We start from the raw sequence: 14,921 nt of genomic DNA on the forward strand, positions 1-14,921 counted from the left end.
TCTACGCCGAAACACCCCGTAGAGCGGGGCTCTGCCCCGCTGCCCTTCCCACCCCAGCCCGGCGCCGCCCGGCGTCCCGCATTCCCTTCCTGGAGAACCGACATGAGCACCCTGCAGACCGCCGAACAGATCCAGCACGCATGGAACACCGACCCGCGCTGGACCGGGATCACCCGCAACTACACCGCCGCCGACGTGGTGCGCCTGCGCGGCACCGTGCACGTGGAGCATTCGCTGGCGCGGCTGGGTGCCGAAAAGCTGTGGACCTACCTGCAGGAAAAGGACTTCGTCAACGCACTCGGTGCGCTGACCGGCAACCAGGCCATGCAGCAGGTGAAGGCCGGCTTGAACGCCATCTACCTGTCCGGCTGGCAGGTGGCCGCTGACGCCAACCTGGCCGGCCAGATGTACCCGGACCAGTCGCTGTACCCGGCCGACTCGGTGCCGGCGGTGGTCAAGCGCATCAACAACACCCTGCTGCGTGCCGACCAGCTGCACCACGCCGAAGGCAAGGACGACATCGACTTCCTGCAGCCGATCGTGGCCGATGCCGAAGCCGGCTTCGGCGGCGTGCTCAACGCCTTCGAGCTGATGAAGGCGATGATCGAGGCCGGCGCGGCGGGCGTGCACTTCGAAGACCAGCTGGCCTCGGTGAAGAAGTGCGGGCACATGGGCGGCAAGGTGCTGGTGCCCACCCGCGAGGCCATCGAGAAGCTCAACGCCGCGCGCCTGGCCGCCGACGTGATGGGCGTGCCCACCCTGCTGGTGGCGCGTACCGATGCCGAAGCCGCCGACCTGCTGACCAGCGACGTGGATGGCAACGACCAGCCGTTCACCACCGGCGAGCGGACCGTGGAAGGCTTCTACAAGACCCGCAACGGCCTGGACCAGGCGATCAGCCGCGGCCTGGCCTACGCTCCCTACGCCGACCTGATCTGGTGTGAAACCGGCAAGCCGGACCTGGCGTTCGCCCGCCAGTTCGCCGAGGCCATCCATGCCAAGTTCCCGGGCAAGCTGCTGGCCTACAACTGCTCGCCCAGCTTCAACTGGAAGAAGAACCTGGACGACGCCACCATCGCGACCTTCCAGAAGGAAATTGCCAAGTACGGCTACAAGTTCCAGTTCATCACCCTGGCCGGCTTCCACGCCCTGAACTACTCCATGTTCAACCTGGCCCACGGCTACGCCCGCCGCCAGATGAGCGCCTTCGTGGAGCTGCAGGAGGCCGAGTTCGCCGCCGCCGACCGCGGCTTCACGGCGGTCAAGCACCAGCGCGAGGTCGGCACCGGCTACTTCGACGCGGTCACCCAGGCGATCCAGCAGGGCCAGTCCTCGACCACCGCCCTGAGCGGCTCGACCGAGGAAGAGCAGTTCAACGCCGAACGGGCGGCCTGACGATCACCAAGGGCGGCCAGGGAAGGCCGGGGCGACGGGCGGTCGGGGGACCGCCCGTCGGCTTGTGTGGGTTTCACGGCGACGCGTGAAGGCGACCCGGATGGCCGCTGGCAGGCCGGGATCGCGTCATGAAGGAAGATGTGCCGGGCCGGCCGGGAAATTTCGGCGCCCGTGCTCTGAAATGGGATGAGGCGCACACTTTTTAGGGGTGCTATTCTCCTCGGCTCACCGGGGGAACGCTGGGAAGCGGGTGCACGGGATGACCGGCAAGGTTGCGGCGATTGTGTGCGAACAGGAACCAGGCATCGCCGAGACCGCGATGGCTGAGATCGTGCACGCCATCCTGAGCAACGCCGAGTTCGCGCTGTTTGCCGAATTCGGCAAACAGCAATGCCTGACCAACGGTGACCTGCTGTTCCAGCGCGGTCAAGCCGGCGACACCATGTATGTGGTCGTGAGCGGCAGCATCGAGCTGGATTTCGGCGACGACCTGGTGGTGAAGTCGCTCGGCCCCAACGAATTCTTCGGCGAACTGGGCCTGTTGATCGGCGACCATCCGCGCAGCGCCGACGCGCGCGCGGTGACCGACAGCGTGGTGCTGGAACTGGGCAACGCCGATTTCCAGCGCCTGGTCGACCGCGACCCGGGCCTGGTCGCGTACTTCCTGCGCCGTACCATCATGCGCGTGGTCAGCAACGAACAGGTCCTGATCCGCCAGCTGCGGCGGCGCAACCACGACCTGGAAACCGCGCTGGACAACCTGTACGTCACCACCCACCAGCTCACCCACACCCGCGAACTGGTGCGCACCGACGAGCTCACCGGCCTGCACAACCGGCGTGGGCTGGCCCTGTACCTGCAGGACTGCCGCAACCATGCCGACGGCGCGCCGCAGGGCCTGCTGCTGATCGACTGCGACCACTTCAAGCAGGTCAACGACGAGCACGGCCACCAGGCCGGCGACCGGGTCCTGCAAAGCGTGGCCAACATCCTGCGCTCGGTGGCCACCGAGGCCGACCTGGCCTGCCGGCTGGGGGGCGACGAGTTCTGCCTGCTGCTGCGCACGGCGACCGCCGACAACCTGCAGCACGCCGCCGAGTTCATCCTCAGCGCGGTGCACGGCCTGATGGACCGCGCCCACGGCGTGCCGCACGTCTGCCCGGTCAGCATCGGGGTGCGCCTGCTCGAGCCCCACACCGACTGGAGCGAGTGGTACGCTCGCGCCGACAACGCGCTGTACCAGGCCAAGCGCCTGGGCGGCAACCGGCTGCACTGGTCGCGTGCCGCGACCGCATCACCCTGATCGGGGGAAGATCGGCATGAACGGCGACATCGGAACGTCGACCCAGGCACCGCAGATGCGGGCGCTGTTGTTCACTGATCTATGCGATTCGTTGATCCTGGTCGAACGCATCGGCGATGCGGCCGCGGCAGAGCTGTTTCAGGAGCACGACCGCTTGGTGCTGAACCTGCAGCAGCGCTGGAACGGCCAGCTGATCGATCGCTCCGACGGGCTGTTCCTGCTGTTCGAGCGGCCTGTTGACGCGTTGGGGTTTGCCTTGGACTACCAGCGCAGCCTCAGTGCACTGGGTACCCAGCGCCGCCTCGAAGTGCGCGCCCGGGCCGGCCTGAACGTGGGCGAGGTGATCCTGTGGAACAACAGCGCCGAAGCCGTGGCCCACGGTGCCAAGCCGGTGGAGGTCGAGGGACTGGCCAAGCCCATGGCGGCGCGGTTGATGCAGCTGGCACGGCCGGGCCAGATCCTGCTGTCCGCCGCAGCCGATTCGATGGTCCGGCGCAGCAGCTCCGAACTGGGTGAGCGCGCGCACGGTCTGAAGTGGCGCTCGCATGGCCGATGGCGATTCAAAGGCGTCGAGCCGGTCCAGGAAGTGTTCGAAGTCGGGGAAACCGACGTTGCCCAGTTCCGTCGGCCACGCGGCCACGGCAAGGCCCGTCCCTCCACGCCGTGGTGGCGCAAGCCGATGGCGCTTGGGGTGCAGATGGTGATCGCCTCGGTATTGCTGGTCGCCGGCTGGGCGCTGCTGCGACCGGTGCCCGCCATTGCCTTCGCCGAACGCGATTGGGTGGTGCTGGCCGATGTGCAGAACCTGTCAGGAAACATGCTGCTCGATGACGGGTTCGAACAGGCGTTTCGCATCAGCCTGGAACAGTCACGCTTCGTGAACGTGCTGAGCAACCTTAAAGTGGAGGAAGCGCTTGGCCGGATGCAACGCGAGCGACCCACGCTGGACCTGGATGCAGCCGTCGAAGTGGCCAGTCGAGAAGGCGCACGCGCCGTCGTGGTACCGCGGGTGGAAGAGGTAAGTGGTCGACTCCGTGTCACTGCGCAGCTGGTTGACCCGGTGAGCCGCAAGGTCGTGTGGTCCACGTCGGCTGAGGACCGAGGTTTGAACTCGCTGTTCGCCTCCACCGATTCAGTGACCGCTGCGTTGCGCAAGGAGCTGGGGGAAGCGCTGCAGCAGGTCTCGCAGACCTCGCTGCCGCTGCCCCAGGTGGCCACCACCGATCTGGACGCCCTCCATGCCTATGCGGTTGGTTTGCAGGCATACGGCGATGGCCACTATGCCGAGGCGACCCGCTACTTCGATCAGGCCACCCGCTTTGATCCCTCCTTTGCGTTCGCCTACCTTGGGTTGATGCGGATCGATGTGTTGAAAGGCGATCTGGACCAGGCCCGGGCCATGCTCGACAAGGCAACCGCCATTCGCACGCGCCTTCCGGGTCGCGACCGTCTCTATCTGGATGCCTGGGCAGTAGAGCTGCGCGGCGGGCGCGTGGAGGACGTTGCGGCAAAGTGGAAGTTGCTGGCGGACCTTTACCCTGACTACCACGGCGCCTTTGCCAACTACGCGTGGGCCATGCAGACATTGGGCCACTATGTCGAATCCGAAGCGGCGGCACGGCGGGCGGCGGTGTCCTCCAATGCCCTCCAGTCCATTGCCTGGCAGGACGTCGGGCGCGCGCAGCTGGCACAGAACCGCTTTGGCGATGCGCTGGAGAGTTATCGTGTGTCCGCCAAGCTCGGTCGCTGGACCAGCAACCGCCATGTGATCGCCGCCACGGCTGCATCCGGCGATATCCCCGCTGCGATGCGCATGATCGAAGGCGAGCCGGAGGATGAACTGAGCAGCGGGTTGGAGGGCGTCGCCGTTGCCATCGATGCTGGTGATGCCGGACGTGCCTGGAAGGTCAACAAGCACGCGCGGGCAAACTGCGGTGACGGCGGATTGGCGTGTGAGTTGTTTGACCTTCAGGGTCTGATGCTGGGCGTGGCGACCGATAAGCCGACCACTGCCAAGGTCTTCGAGAAGAAGGCCCGTGAGCTTTTGCGGCTGGCAACAGATACGAAGGGCAATGACCGGCAGGACTGGTTGTTCATGGCGGCCGCTACCGTGTACGGCGCGCAGCGTGCCGGTCACCCTGAGGTGGCTGTGCGTCTTCTGGAGCCGCTGCGCACGGCGTCGAAGGCACTCAACGATGCGCGATGCGCTGAACTGATTACGATCGTCGAAGCCAATGGCGAGCGGTTGGCCGGGCAACAGGAACAAGCCGTGAAACGGCTGCAGCCGCTATTGGATGGTACCGAGCTCTACCAGGCACGCGTGGTGCTTTGGCAGGCGTTGGCAGGCCAGGCCGGCACCCAGCAACAGGATGCGCGCAAATGGCTGCTGGCGCAGGCCGGCCGGGCGTATGCGGAGAGCGCGGGATCTTACGTGCTGCAGGTGTTCAACACCCACGATCTCCGCATGGCGCGCTTGCAGGAAACGCCAGGCCAGCGTGTTGTTACGGGGCAGGCGGATGCCTCAGCTGCGCGTCGATCTCTCCGCTGACAAAGCAATGCGGCACACGGAAAATGGCCTTCGAGCTCAGCCGCTCGACCAGCCGCGCGCGCGACAGCTGGAACTCTTCCTTGCTGGCCAGCGGGCCCTGTGTCGCGCAGCTTCCGCACGCCGCCGCCACGTCCGGTGCGATGCGCTCGAGCGCCTTTGCCGGCGAGGCATGGAAAACACTGCGGAAGTCATCGTCGCTGGACAAAAGGTCCAGCAACTGCAGGGCCTGCTCGGGAGAAAGAAGGGGGAGATCCGGGGTCATGGAAAAGCACTCATAGGCGGCGGGTTGGGGACGGCGTCCAGGAGCGGCGCCTTTGCAGGTAGCGGCTGATGCAGCAACAGCTTGAGGCGCAAGAATAGCCGTTGTCGGCCGACATTCTTCCTGCAACTTCCTACTGGTAACCCGTATGCCTCCCGCCCGCTACCGCCGCTGCAGCCAATTGATGACCGAACCTCGAATGGTTGAGCAGTATTCCATGGCTGACCTGCTTGCCGGCGGGACCTCGGTGACCTCGACGATGCAGTGGGTCGCGCTGGCGCCGCACCTGCCGGTACCGGTCGCGCTGGATGAGGCGATGCTGCTTGCACTCGGCCGTCTCTCCCCCGAGCGATGGTCCGCACCGGACACGCCGGACGCAATGGTGGTGCTGGAGCGGCTGGTGGCGGCGGGCCTGACCTTTCGCGACGACAGCCCACCTACCGCTGCACTGCAGGACGAACACGCGCTTACTGCGAGTGCATGGTGGACGCCCGCCGCCGTGATGCACCGGCTGGCGCGCTGGGAAAATCAGGATAGCGTAGAGGCCTTGCGCGAGGCCGGTATGGAGACCGCTGCGGGCCTGTGCGCGCGGCTGGGCGCGCCGCCTGCGGCTATGTTCGACCCCGGTCCCGACGCGGTTGCGCTGCCGCCCCCGGTCCAGGTCCCTTTTGACGCCTGGCTCAAGCGCCGTGCGACCTGCCGCAACTTCGACCGCACCCGCGCGCTGGACCTGGCCGCGCTGTCTCAGCTGCTGTGGCGGACGCTGGCCAGCCACGGCGAGCAGCGCGAAGGCGAGCAGGCCGTCTTTCTCAAGAAAAACGTGCCGTCTGCTGGTGGACTACATCCTACTGACGCCTATCTGCTGGTCCAGGATGTGGATGGGCTGGAAGCGGGGCTCTATCACTACCATCCCGGCGCCCATGCGCTCAGCCCGACGTGCAGCCGGACAGCCTCCGGCGATGCACTGGCACGGCGTTTCGTGGCTGGCCAGGACTGGTTCGCCAACGCGCACGTGTTGCTGATTCTCGCGCCGCGCTTTGCCCGTACGTTCTGGAAGTACCGCCAACACCCCAAGGCCTACCGCGCCGTCATTCTGGATGTCGGCCACGTCTCCCAACTGCTGCTGAGCTGTGCCACCGAACAGGGGCTCGGTGCCTTTGTTACGGCCGCAATCAACGAGCAGGACATCGAGCAGGCGTTGGGGCTGGATCCGATGCAGCAGAGCCCGATGGCCATCTGCGGCATCGGGCTGCGCAGTGAACAGATGACCACCAGCGAGTTCGACCCAGGACGCCATGTATGGCAGCCGGCCGGGTGAGGCGGATTCAGTCCGCCTCGAAATCCACCAGCACCGCCCCATCGCCCACCTGGTCCCCGGCCTTGACCCGGTAGCCCTGCACCACGCCGTCAGCCGGTGCCTGCAGGGTGTGTTCCATCTTCATCGCCTCCAGCACCAGCAGCGGCGCACCGCGCTTGACCTTCGTGCCGGGCGTCACCACCGTGGCAACGATGCGGCCGGGCATCGGTGCCAGCAGGCTGCCGGCATCGGCCACGGCCTGGTCGGCTTCGCTGACCGGGTCATGCAGGGTGAAGCGCTGCGCGCCCTCGGTGCCGAACAGGTACACCTCGTTGCCGTCGCGGACCACGCGGGCACGGTGCAGCGCATCGCCGGTCTGCACGCGCAGGATGTCGCCGTCGAGCGCGCCGTGGGCGAGCACCCGCGCGTCCCCGACGGTCACCGACCAGGTGCCGTCGTGTTCCAGCGCGGTCACCGCCTGCGCGGTGCCACGGTATTCAAGGCTGAGCGCATGCGGGGCGCGTGCGCCCAGCCGCCAGCCATCCTGCCGCTGCCACGGCGAATGCGGGTCGCGTGCGTCCACGCTGGCGGCGGCCTGGCTGCCGACCGCGGCAATGGCGGCCAGCGCCCACAGCGTCGGGCTGCCGCTATCGGCGCTGGGCGCCAGCGCGGCCTGCTCGCGCTCGATCAGCGCCGTATCCAGGTCCGCGTGGGCGAATGAATCGGTCATCACCAGCCGGCGCAGGAACGCGGCATTGGTGGTCACGCCGACCACTTCGCACTCGGCCAGTGCCTGCTGCATGCGGCGCAGCGCCGCGTCGCGGTCCACGTCCCACACGATCAGCTTGCCAATCATCGGGTCGTAGAACGGGGTGATCGCATCGCCCTGTTCCACGCCCGCGTCCACGCGCACGTGCGCGGTGTTGGCCGGCAGGCGCAGGTGGCGCAGGGTGCCGGTGGACGGCAGGAAGCCGCGGTCGGCGTCTTCGGCATACAGCCGCGCTTCCAGCGCATGGCCGCGGATCTGCAGCTGGTCCTGCTGCAGCGGCAGCGGTTCCCCGCTGGCCACGCGCAGCTGCCATTCCACCAGGTCGGTGCCGGTGATGCACTCGGTAACCGGGTGCTCCACCTGCAGGCGGGTGTTCATTTCCATGAAGAAGAAATCGCCGTTGGGGGCGGCAATGAATTCCACCGTGCCGGCGCCCACGTAGTTCACCGCGCGCGCGGCGTCCACCGCGGCCTTGCCCATCGCGGCGCGGCGCTCGGCGGTCATGCCGGGCGCGGGCGCTTCTTCCAGCACCTTCTGGTGGCGGCGCTGCACCGAGCAGTCGCGCTCGAACAGGTACACCACGTTGCCGTGGCTGTCGCCGAACACCTGGATTTCGATATGACGCGGGCGCTCGACGTACTTCTCCACCAGCACGTGCGCGTTGCCGAACGCGGCCTGCGCCTCGCGCTGGCAGCTGGCCAGCGATTCGATGAAGTCGGCGCTGTCTTCCACGCGGCGCATGCCCTTGCCACCGCCACCGGCGCTGGCCTTGATCAACACCGGGTAGGTGATCGCGTCGGCCTGGGCGCGCAGGAACGGCGGATCCTGGTCATCGCCGTGGTAACCCGGGGTCAGCGGCACGCCGGCCTGCTGCATCAGCGCCTTGGCCGCGCTCTTGTCGCCCATCGCGCGGATCGCATCGGCCGACGGACCGATGAAGACGATGCCCGCCTCGGCACAGGCCTGGGCGAAACCGGCGTTCTCGGACAGGAACCCGTAACCGGGGTGGATCGCCTGCGCGCCGGTGCGGCGGGCGGCGTCGAGGATGGCGTCGGCGCGCAGGTAGCTCTCGCGGGCCGGCGCCGGGCCGATCGCGATGGCCTCGTCGGCCAGGCGCACGTGGCGCGCGTTGCGGTCGGCATCCGAATACACCGCCACGGTGGCGATGCCCAGGCGCTGGCAGGTAGCGATGACGCGGCAGGCGATTTCGCCGCGGTTGGCAATCAGGATCTTGGTGAACATGGGAGTCTCGTTGCGCGGGCCAATGGCGAAGAAGGGGCGGCACCCAGCGGTGCCGCACGTGCCTTACATGCGGAACACGCCGAAGTCGGTTTTCCGTGCCGGTGCGTTGAGGCTGGCCGACAACGCCAGGCCCAGCACGCGGCGGGTATCGGCCGGATCGATCACGCCGTCGTCCCACAACCGCGCGCTGGCGTAGTAGGGATGGCCCTGCTGTTCGAACTGGTCGCGGATGGGCGCCTTGAAGCCGTCCTCTTCCTCGGCCGACCACTGCCCGCCCTTGGCCTCGATGCCGTCGCGCTTGACCGTGGCCAACACGCTGGCAGCCTGCTCGCCGCCCATCACGCCGATGCGCGCGTTCGGCCACATCCACAGGAAGTTGGGCGAATAGGCGCGGCCGCACATGCCGTAGTTGCCGGCGCCGAACGAACCGCCGATGACCACGGTGAACTTGGGCACCTTGGCGCAGGCCACCGCCATCACCAGCTTGGCCCCGTCCTTGGCGATGCCGCCGTGTTCGTACTTGCGGCCCACCATGAACCCGGTGATGTTCTGCAGGAACACCAGCGGAATGCCGCGCTGGGTGCACAGTTCGATGAAGTGCGCGCCCTTCAGCGCGGACTCGGAGAACAGGATGCCGTTGTTGGCGATGATGCCCACCGGATAGCCGTGCAGGTGCGCGAAGCCGGTCACCAGGGTGTTGCCGTAGCGCGGCTTGAATTCGTCGAAGCGCGAGTCGTCGACGAGGCGCATGATCACTTCGCGCACGTCGTACGGCTTGCGCGTGTCGGCGGGGATCACGCCATACAACTCGTTGGCCGGGTAGCGCGGTTCCACCGCGGCCTGCACGGCCAGGGCCGGCTCGGGCTTGCGCCAGTTGAGCTGGGCGATGATCGCGCGGACCCGGGCCAGCGCCTGCAGGTCGTTGTCGGCCATGTGGTCGGCCACGCCGGAGATGCGCGTGTGCACGTCGGCACCGCCCAGTTCTTCGGCTGTCACCACTTCGCCGGTGGCTGCCTTCACCAGTGGCGGACCGCCGAGGAAGATGGTGCCCTGCTCACGCACGATCACCGTTTCATCGCTCATCGCCGGCACATACGCACCGCCGGCGGTGCAGCTGCCCATCACGCAGGCGATCTGCGGGATGCCCTGTGCGGACAGGTTGGCCTGGTTGTAGAAGATCCGGCCGAAATGGTCGCGGTCCGGGAACACCTCGTCCTGCAGTGGCAGGAACGCGCCGCCCGAATCCACCAGGTAGATGCAGGGCAGGCGGTTCTGCTCGGCCACTTCCTGCGCGCGCAGGTGCTTCTTGACCGTCATCGGGTAGTAGGTGCCGCCCTTGACGGTAGCGTCGTTGGCCACGATCACGCACTCCACGCCCGACACCCGGCCGATGCCGGCCACCACGCCCGCGCTGGGGATGGGGTCGCCGTACATGCCGTGTGCGGCCAGCGGCGCGATCTCCAGGAATGCACTGCCCGCATCGAGCAGCGCATCGATGCGATCGCGCACCAGCAGCTTGCCGCGCGCGGTGTGCTTGGCACGGGCCGCCTCGCTGCCGCCCAGCGCGGTCTGCGCCAGGGTGGCGCGCAGGTCATCGACCACCGCCTGCAGGGCAGTGCGGTTGGCCTCGAAAACATCACTGCCCGGTTGCAGCTGGCTGCTCAATACGCTCATGGCCTTCCCTTACTTGGTGCGCTGGAACAGTTCGCGACCGATCAGCATGCGGCGGATTTCCGAGGTGCCCGCGCCGATTTCATACAGCTTGGCATCGCGCCACAGCCGCCCGGTCGGGTACTCGTTGATGTAGCCGTTGCCGCCCAGTACCTGGATCGCCTGGCCGGTCAGCCAGGTGGCCTTCTCGGCCGAATACAGGATCGCACCGGCAGCGTCCTGGCGGGTGGTGCGGCCCTGGTCGCAGGCGCGTGCCACCGCATACACATACGCACGGCAGGCGTTGAGGCCCACGTACATGTCGGCCAGCTTGGCCTGCATCAGCTGGAAGGTGCCGATGGCCTGGCCAAACTGCTTGCGCTCGTGCACGTAGGGCATCACCACGTCCATGGCCGCGGCCATCAGGCCCAGCGGGCCACCGGACAGCACCACGCGCTCGAAGTCCAGGCCGGACATCAGTACGTTCACGCCGCCGCCGACCGCGCCGAGCACGTTTTCTTCGGGCACTTCGCAGTCCTCGAACACCAGTTCGCAGGTGTTGGAGCCACGCATGCCCAGCTTGTCCAGCTTCTGCGCGGTGGAGAAGCCCTTCATGCCCTTCTCGACCAGGAACGCGGTGATGCCCTTGGCGCCGGCCTCCACGTCGGTCTTGGCGTAGACCACCAGCACGTCGGCATCGGGGCCGTTGGTGATCCACATCTTGTTGCCGTTGAGCACGTAGTGGTCGCCGCGCTTGTCGGCGCGCAGCTTCATCGACACCACGTCCGAGCCGGCGCCGGGTTCGCTCATGGCCAGCGCGCCGACCTTCTCGCCGCTGCACAGGCCGGGCAGGAAGCGCTGCTTCTGGTCTTCGTTGCCGTTCTTGCGCAGCTGGTTCACGCACAGGTTGGAGTGCGCCCCGTAGGACAGGCCGATGCCGCCGGAGGCACGCGAAATCTCTTCCATCGCCACCACGTGGGCCAGGTAGCCCATGCCGCTGCCGCCGTATTCTTCTTCCACGGTCAGCCCGAGCAGTCCCTGCTCGCCGAGCTTGCGCCACAGCGCATGCGGGAACAGATTCTCTTCATCGGCCTGGGCGGCCAACGGCGCGATCTCGACCGAGGCAAAATGGGCCACGCTCTGGCGCAGCAGGTCGATCTCTTCACCGAGATCGAAATTCATGGTGGGAACGTGCATGGGGCGACTCCGCAACTGCTGGATGGGCGCGCCGGTTGGGGTGGACGGCACCAGCCGTCCCGCGGGCGATATGGCCCAGCGTAGCGGGGTTCGCGGAAGAAGTGAATACAAATTCAAAAATTGAACATAGAATCAACAAATGGCCTACAAACGCTCAGCACTGATGGAAGAACGCCTGGCAGGCGCCCGTGAACGGATCCTGCTGGCCACCCGTGCGCTGGTGGCCGCCGGCGGCTACCGCAATGCGCCGGTCACCGCGGTTGCGGCCGAGGCCGGGGTGTCCACCGGGCTGATCTACCGCCACTTCCCGTCCAAGGCCGAGCTGTTCGTGGAGGTGCTCACCGCCGCGGTCGAGCACGAGCTGCGCATCTTCGAGGCGATTGCCGCCGAGCCGCTGCCGGCGCCCGAGCGGCTGCGCCGGGCCATCACCGCCTTCGTGCGGCGCGCGCTGGCCGGCCCCGGGCTGGCCTATGCGTTCATCGCCGAACCGGTCGACCCGGAGGTGGAGGCCGAGCGCATCCGCTGCCGCCGCCTGTTCGGCGAGGTGTTCCGCCGCATCGTTGCCGAAGGCATTGAAGCGGGCACGTTCCCGCCGCAGGACACCCACGTGGCGGCGGCCTGCATCGTCGGTGCCTTCACCGAGGCGCTGGTCGGGCCGACTGCGCCCAGCCGCGACGCGCACGGCGACGAAGACCTGCTGGTGGAGTCGATCTGCGTTTTCTGCCTAAGGGCCGCCGGCGCCTGAGCCGGGCCCATGCTGCATTGCGATAGAAAGCGGCGGCTTGCAGAGCCCCGCTGACGCTGGTCATACTCGGGCGACAAGCCGTGGTCCAACGACTACCAGCCAGGGGTAAAGAGAGTGCGGAATTACGACCTCGAGTTCCTGAAACGCTTTTCCATGGTCATCGCATTATTGGTGGCCATCACGCTCGGCCTGATCGTTTTCGCCGCATACCTGCACACCAGCATTCCCGCTGAAGTCTCGCCCATGGCGGCCAAGCGTACCGAACAGCGCATCGCCCCGGCTGGGGCGGTCTATGCCGGCAGCACCGGCGCGGCAGCCCAGGCCGCCGCCAAAGCCGCGGCGCTGGCCAAGGCGGCCTCGCAGGTCGCCTACGGCGGCACCACCGACGGCAAGGTGATCTTCGACAACCTCTGCACCGCCTGCCACACCAACGGCGTGGGCAACGCCCCCACCCTGGACCACAGCCATTGGGATGCGCGCATCGCCCAGGGCAAGGACACCCTCTACAAGCACGCGCTGGAGGGCTACACCGGTCCGGACGGCGGCATCATGCCGCCCAAGGGTGGCAACCCGGCGCTCACCGAAGAGCAGATCCACGTCACCGTCGACTGGATGCTGGCCAACCTCCGGTAGAGCCGACCGTTGGTCGGCTGCCAGAACGCCCGGTAGAGCCGACCGTTGGTCGGCTGCCAGAACGCCCCGTGGACCCCATCGTTGGTCGGCTACCCCGGAGCAGCCGACCAACGGTCGGCTCTACCGGCGTCTGCCGACCCTCGTCGTCCGGTGATCCCCGTCGTCCGGTAATCCGACGGCTTCCACCCATCCCGCGCACCCACCCACACCGCCCCCGGGCGGTAGCGGCGTTGCATTGCTACCATCGTCGCCGGTCGCTGGCGGGTCATCTTTCGCCCCCACACTTGTATCGCCCCTTTCCGGAGTCGCCCCACCGATGCGTCGTTCCCCGCTTGTGTTCGCCCTTGCGCTGGCCTTGTCCGGCGTAGTCCACGCCGCCCAGCCGCAGCCCGCTACCGCGCCGCAGGCGCGCCCGGCCGCAGCCACCGCGTCGGCCAGCATCACCCTGACCGCGCCGCCCACCGACTGGCGCACCCTGGACGGCCAGAAGGTGCGCATCGCCGCGCCGCTGACCTTGGCCGGCACGGACGGCCTGGCCCGCTTCGGCGAACTCAGCGTGGCCTTCGATGGCCGCCTCTGGCAGCCCAGCGAAGTGGCCGCGCCGCGCAGCGCCGGCCATGCCCAGGTAACGGCCGACAACGCGCACCGCCGCCTGGTGCTCGATGACGGCAGCGACGCACGCGATCCCGGCCCGGTGGCCTACCTGCCGGCCAATGCGGACCTGCGCACCGGCATGCTGCTGCGCAACGTCGAAGGCATCGTGCGCATCGACGCCAAGGGCACCCCGCGCCTGCAGGTGACCCGCCCGCTGGTGCTGCCCCAGCTCGACCGCCCGGCGGTGCCGGTCGTGCCCGGCAGCCTGCACGTGGCCGCCTTCAATCTGGAAAACTTCTTCAACGGCGATGGCCAGGGCGGCGGTTTCCCGACCCTGCGCGGCGCTCGCACCCTGGCCGAACACCAGGCGCAGAAGGCCAAGCTGGTGACCACCATCAACGCCCTCGGCGCCGATGTCGCCGCGCTGATGGAACTGGAAAACGACGGCTACGGCCCGCAGTCGGCGATCGCCCAACTGGTCGACGCGCTCAACGCCGACCGTGGCGCCGGCGCCGACTGGCGCTTCATCGACGCCGGCAAGGGCCCGGGCGAAAACCCGATCCGGGTCGGCATCATCTACCGCGCCTCGCGGGTTACGCCGGTGGGCGCGCCGGCCACCCTCGAGCAGGGTCCGTTCGGCCCGCACAGCCGCGTGCCCCTGGCCCAGGCATTCCGTGCGGGCAAGGGCGCCCCGTTCGTGGTGGTAGCCAACCACTTCAAGTCCAAGGGCTGCTCCGACGCCACCGGCGCCGATGCCGACCAGAAGGACGACCAGGCCTGCTGGAACGCTACCCGGGTCGCATCGGCCAAGCTGCTCGACCAGTGGCTGCGCACCGATCCCACCGGCACCGGCGGCAGCGACGCCGTCCTGCTAGGCGACTTCAATGCGTACGCGATGGAAGACCCGATCCGCACCCTGCACGACGCCGGCTGGCGCGACGCGTTTGCCGTGGCCAAGATCGAGCGCCCCTACAGCTACGTCTACAACGGCATGAGCGGCCGCCTCGACCACGCCCTGCTCAGCCCGGGCATGGCCGCGCGCCTGCGCGGTGCCGCCGAATGGCACACCAACGCCGACGAAGCCGACGATGTGGGTTACCGCGACCGCAATGAAAAAGGCCCGTGGCGCAGTTCGGACCACGACCCGCTGCTGCTCGGCTTCGACCGCTGATCGATTCGCGTAACCAAGCGACCCGAGGGGTAGAGCCACGCCATGCGTAGCTGCGCCTGACCGCGTAAATCGCACCTCTCCGAAGGCAGGATCAGGCCGGCCTGGTCCTGCCCGGGTG

The 14,921-nt window shown here is 67.8% G+C and carries 11 protein-coding genes; 7 read left to right on the forward strand and 4 right to left on the reverse strand.

Features of this window, described 5'->3' with window-relative positions:
* Positions 1 to 102: 102 nt before the first annotated feature.
* The 3 genes from aceA (at position 103) to AC6CHL_RS12710 (ending at position 5,246) form a co-directional block, all read left to right on the forward strand.
* Positions 103 to 1,395 (forward strand): isocitrate lyase, encoded by a 1,293-nt coding sequence (aceA, locus tag AC6CHL_RS12700; RefSeq protein ID WP_498294633.1) that lies wholly within the window; start codon positions 103 to 105, stop codon positions 1,393 to 1,395.
* 259 nt (positions 1,396 to 1,654) lie between these two features.
* A complete protein-coding gene (locus AC6CHL_RS12705) occupies positions 1,655 to 2,698 on the forward strand; it encodes a GGDEF domain-containing protein (protein ID WP_498294634.1) in 1,044 nt (347 codons plus the stop codon).
* 16 nt (positions 2,699 to 2,714) lie between these two features.
* Positions 2,715 to 5,246: a putative peptide modification system cyclase gene (locus AC6CHL_RS12710; RefSeq protein ID WP_081797283.1), complete on the forward strand. Its 2,532-nt coding sequence runs from the start codon at positions 2,715 to 2,717 to the stop codon at positions 5,244 to 5,246.
* On the opposite strand, the gene AC6CHL_RS12715 is transcribed toward AC6CHL_RS12710, so the two are convergent.
* On the reverse strand, positions 5,200 to 5,508 hold the full coding sequence (locus AC6CHL_RS12715) for an NHLP-related RiPP peptide (RefSeq protein ID WP_038691171.1): 309 nt from the start codon (positions 5,506 to 5,508) through the stop codon (positions 5,200 to 5,202). The two genes, AC6CHL_RS12710 and AC6CHL_RS12715, sit on opposite strands and share 47 nt — an antisense overlap.
* A gap of 145 nt (positions 5,509 to 5,653) precedes the next feature.
* Here AC6CHL_RS12715 and AC6CHL_RS12720 point away from each other — a divergent pair, with 145 nt between their 5' ends.
* Positions 5,654 to 6,823, forward strand: coding sequence for a putative peptide maturation dehydrogenase (locus AC6CHL_RS12720; RefSeq protein ID WP_038691169.1), 1,170 nt, complete (start codon positions 5,654 to 5,656; stop codon positions 6,821 to 6,823).
* A 7-nt stretch (positions 6,824 to 6,830) separates the two neighbouring features.
* On the opposite strand, the gene AC6CHL_RS12725 is transcribed toward AC6CHL_RS12720, so the two are convergent.
* From AC6CHL_RS12725 to AC6CHL_RS12735, 3 genes are all read right to left on the reverse strand, one after another.
* Positions 6,831 to 8,813 (reverse strand): acetyl/propionyl/methylcrotonyl-CoA carboxylase subunit alpha, encoded by a 1,983-nt coding sequence (locus tag AC6CHL_RS12725; protein ID WP_498294636.1) that lies wholly within the window; start codon positions 8,811 to 8,813, stop codon positions 6,831 to 6,833.
* 63 nt (positions 8,814 to 8,876) lie between these two features.
* Positions 8,877 to 10,487 carry a carboxyl transferase domain-containing protein gene (locus tag AC6CHL_RS12730; RefSeq protein ID WP_038691167.1) on the reverse strand — a complete coding sequence of 537 codons (1,611 nt, stop codon included), beginning with the start codon at positions 10,485 to 10,487 and terminating at the stop codon, positions 8,877 to 8,879.
* Between the two features lie 9 nt (positions 10,488 to 10,496).
* Positions 10,497 to 11,660, reverse strand: coding sequence for an isovaleryl-CoA dehydrogenase (locus AC6CHL_RS12735; protein WP_038691165.1), 1,164 nt, complete (start codon positions 11,658 to 11,660; stop codon positions 10,497 to 10,499).
* 139 nt (positions 11,661 to 11,799) lie between these two features.
* On the opposite strand from AC6CHL_RS12735, the gene AC6CHL_RS12740 reads away from it, so the two are divergent.
* The 3 genes from AC6CHL_RS12740 to AC6CHL_RS12750 all read left to right on the forward strand — a co-directional run bounded on the left by AC6CHL_RS12740 (position 11,800) and on the right by AC6CHL_RS12750 (position 14,803).
* A complete protein-coding gene (locus AC6CHL_RS12740; protein ID WP_038691163.1) occupies positions 11,800 to 12,405 on the forward strand; it encodes a TetR/AcrR family transcriptional regulator in 606 nt (201 codons plus the stop codon).
* A gap of 114 nt (positions 12,406 to 12,519) precedes the next feature.
* Entirely contained in the window at positions 12,520 to 13,038 is a 519-nt protein-coding gene (locus AC6CHL_RS12745; protein WP_038691161.1) for a c-type cytochrome, read from the forward strand.
* 316 nt (positions 13,039 to 13,354) lie between these two features.
* Positions 13,355 to 14,803, forward strand: a complete 1,449-nt coding sequence (locus AC6CHL_RS12750) for an ExeM/NucH family extracellular endonuclease (protein WP_498294639.1) — start codon at positions 13,355 to 13,357, stop codon at positions 14,801 to 14,803.
* The last annotated feature ends 118 nt before the right edge of the window (positions 14,804 to 14,921 follow it).

Source organism: Stenotrophomonas sp. GQ19 (assembly GCF_059758695.1).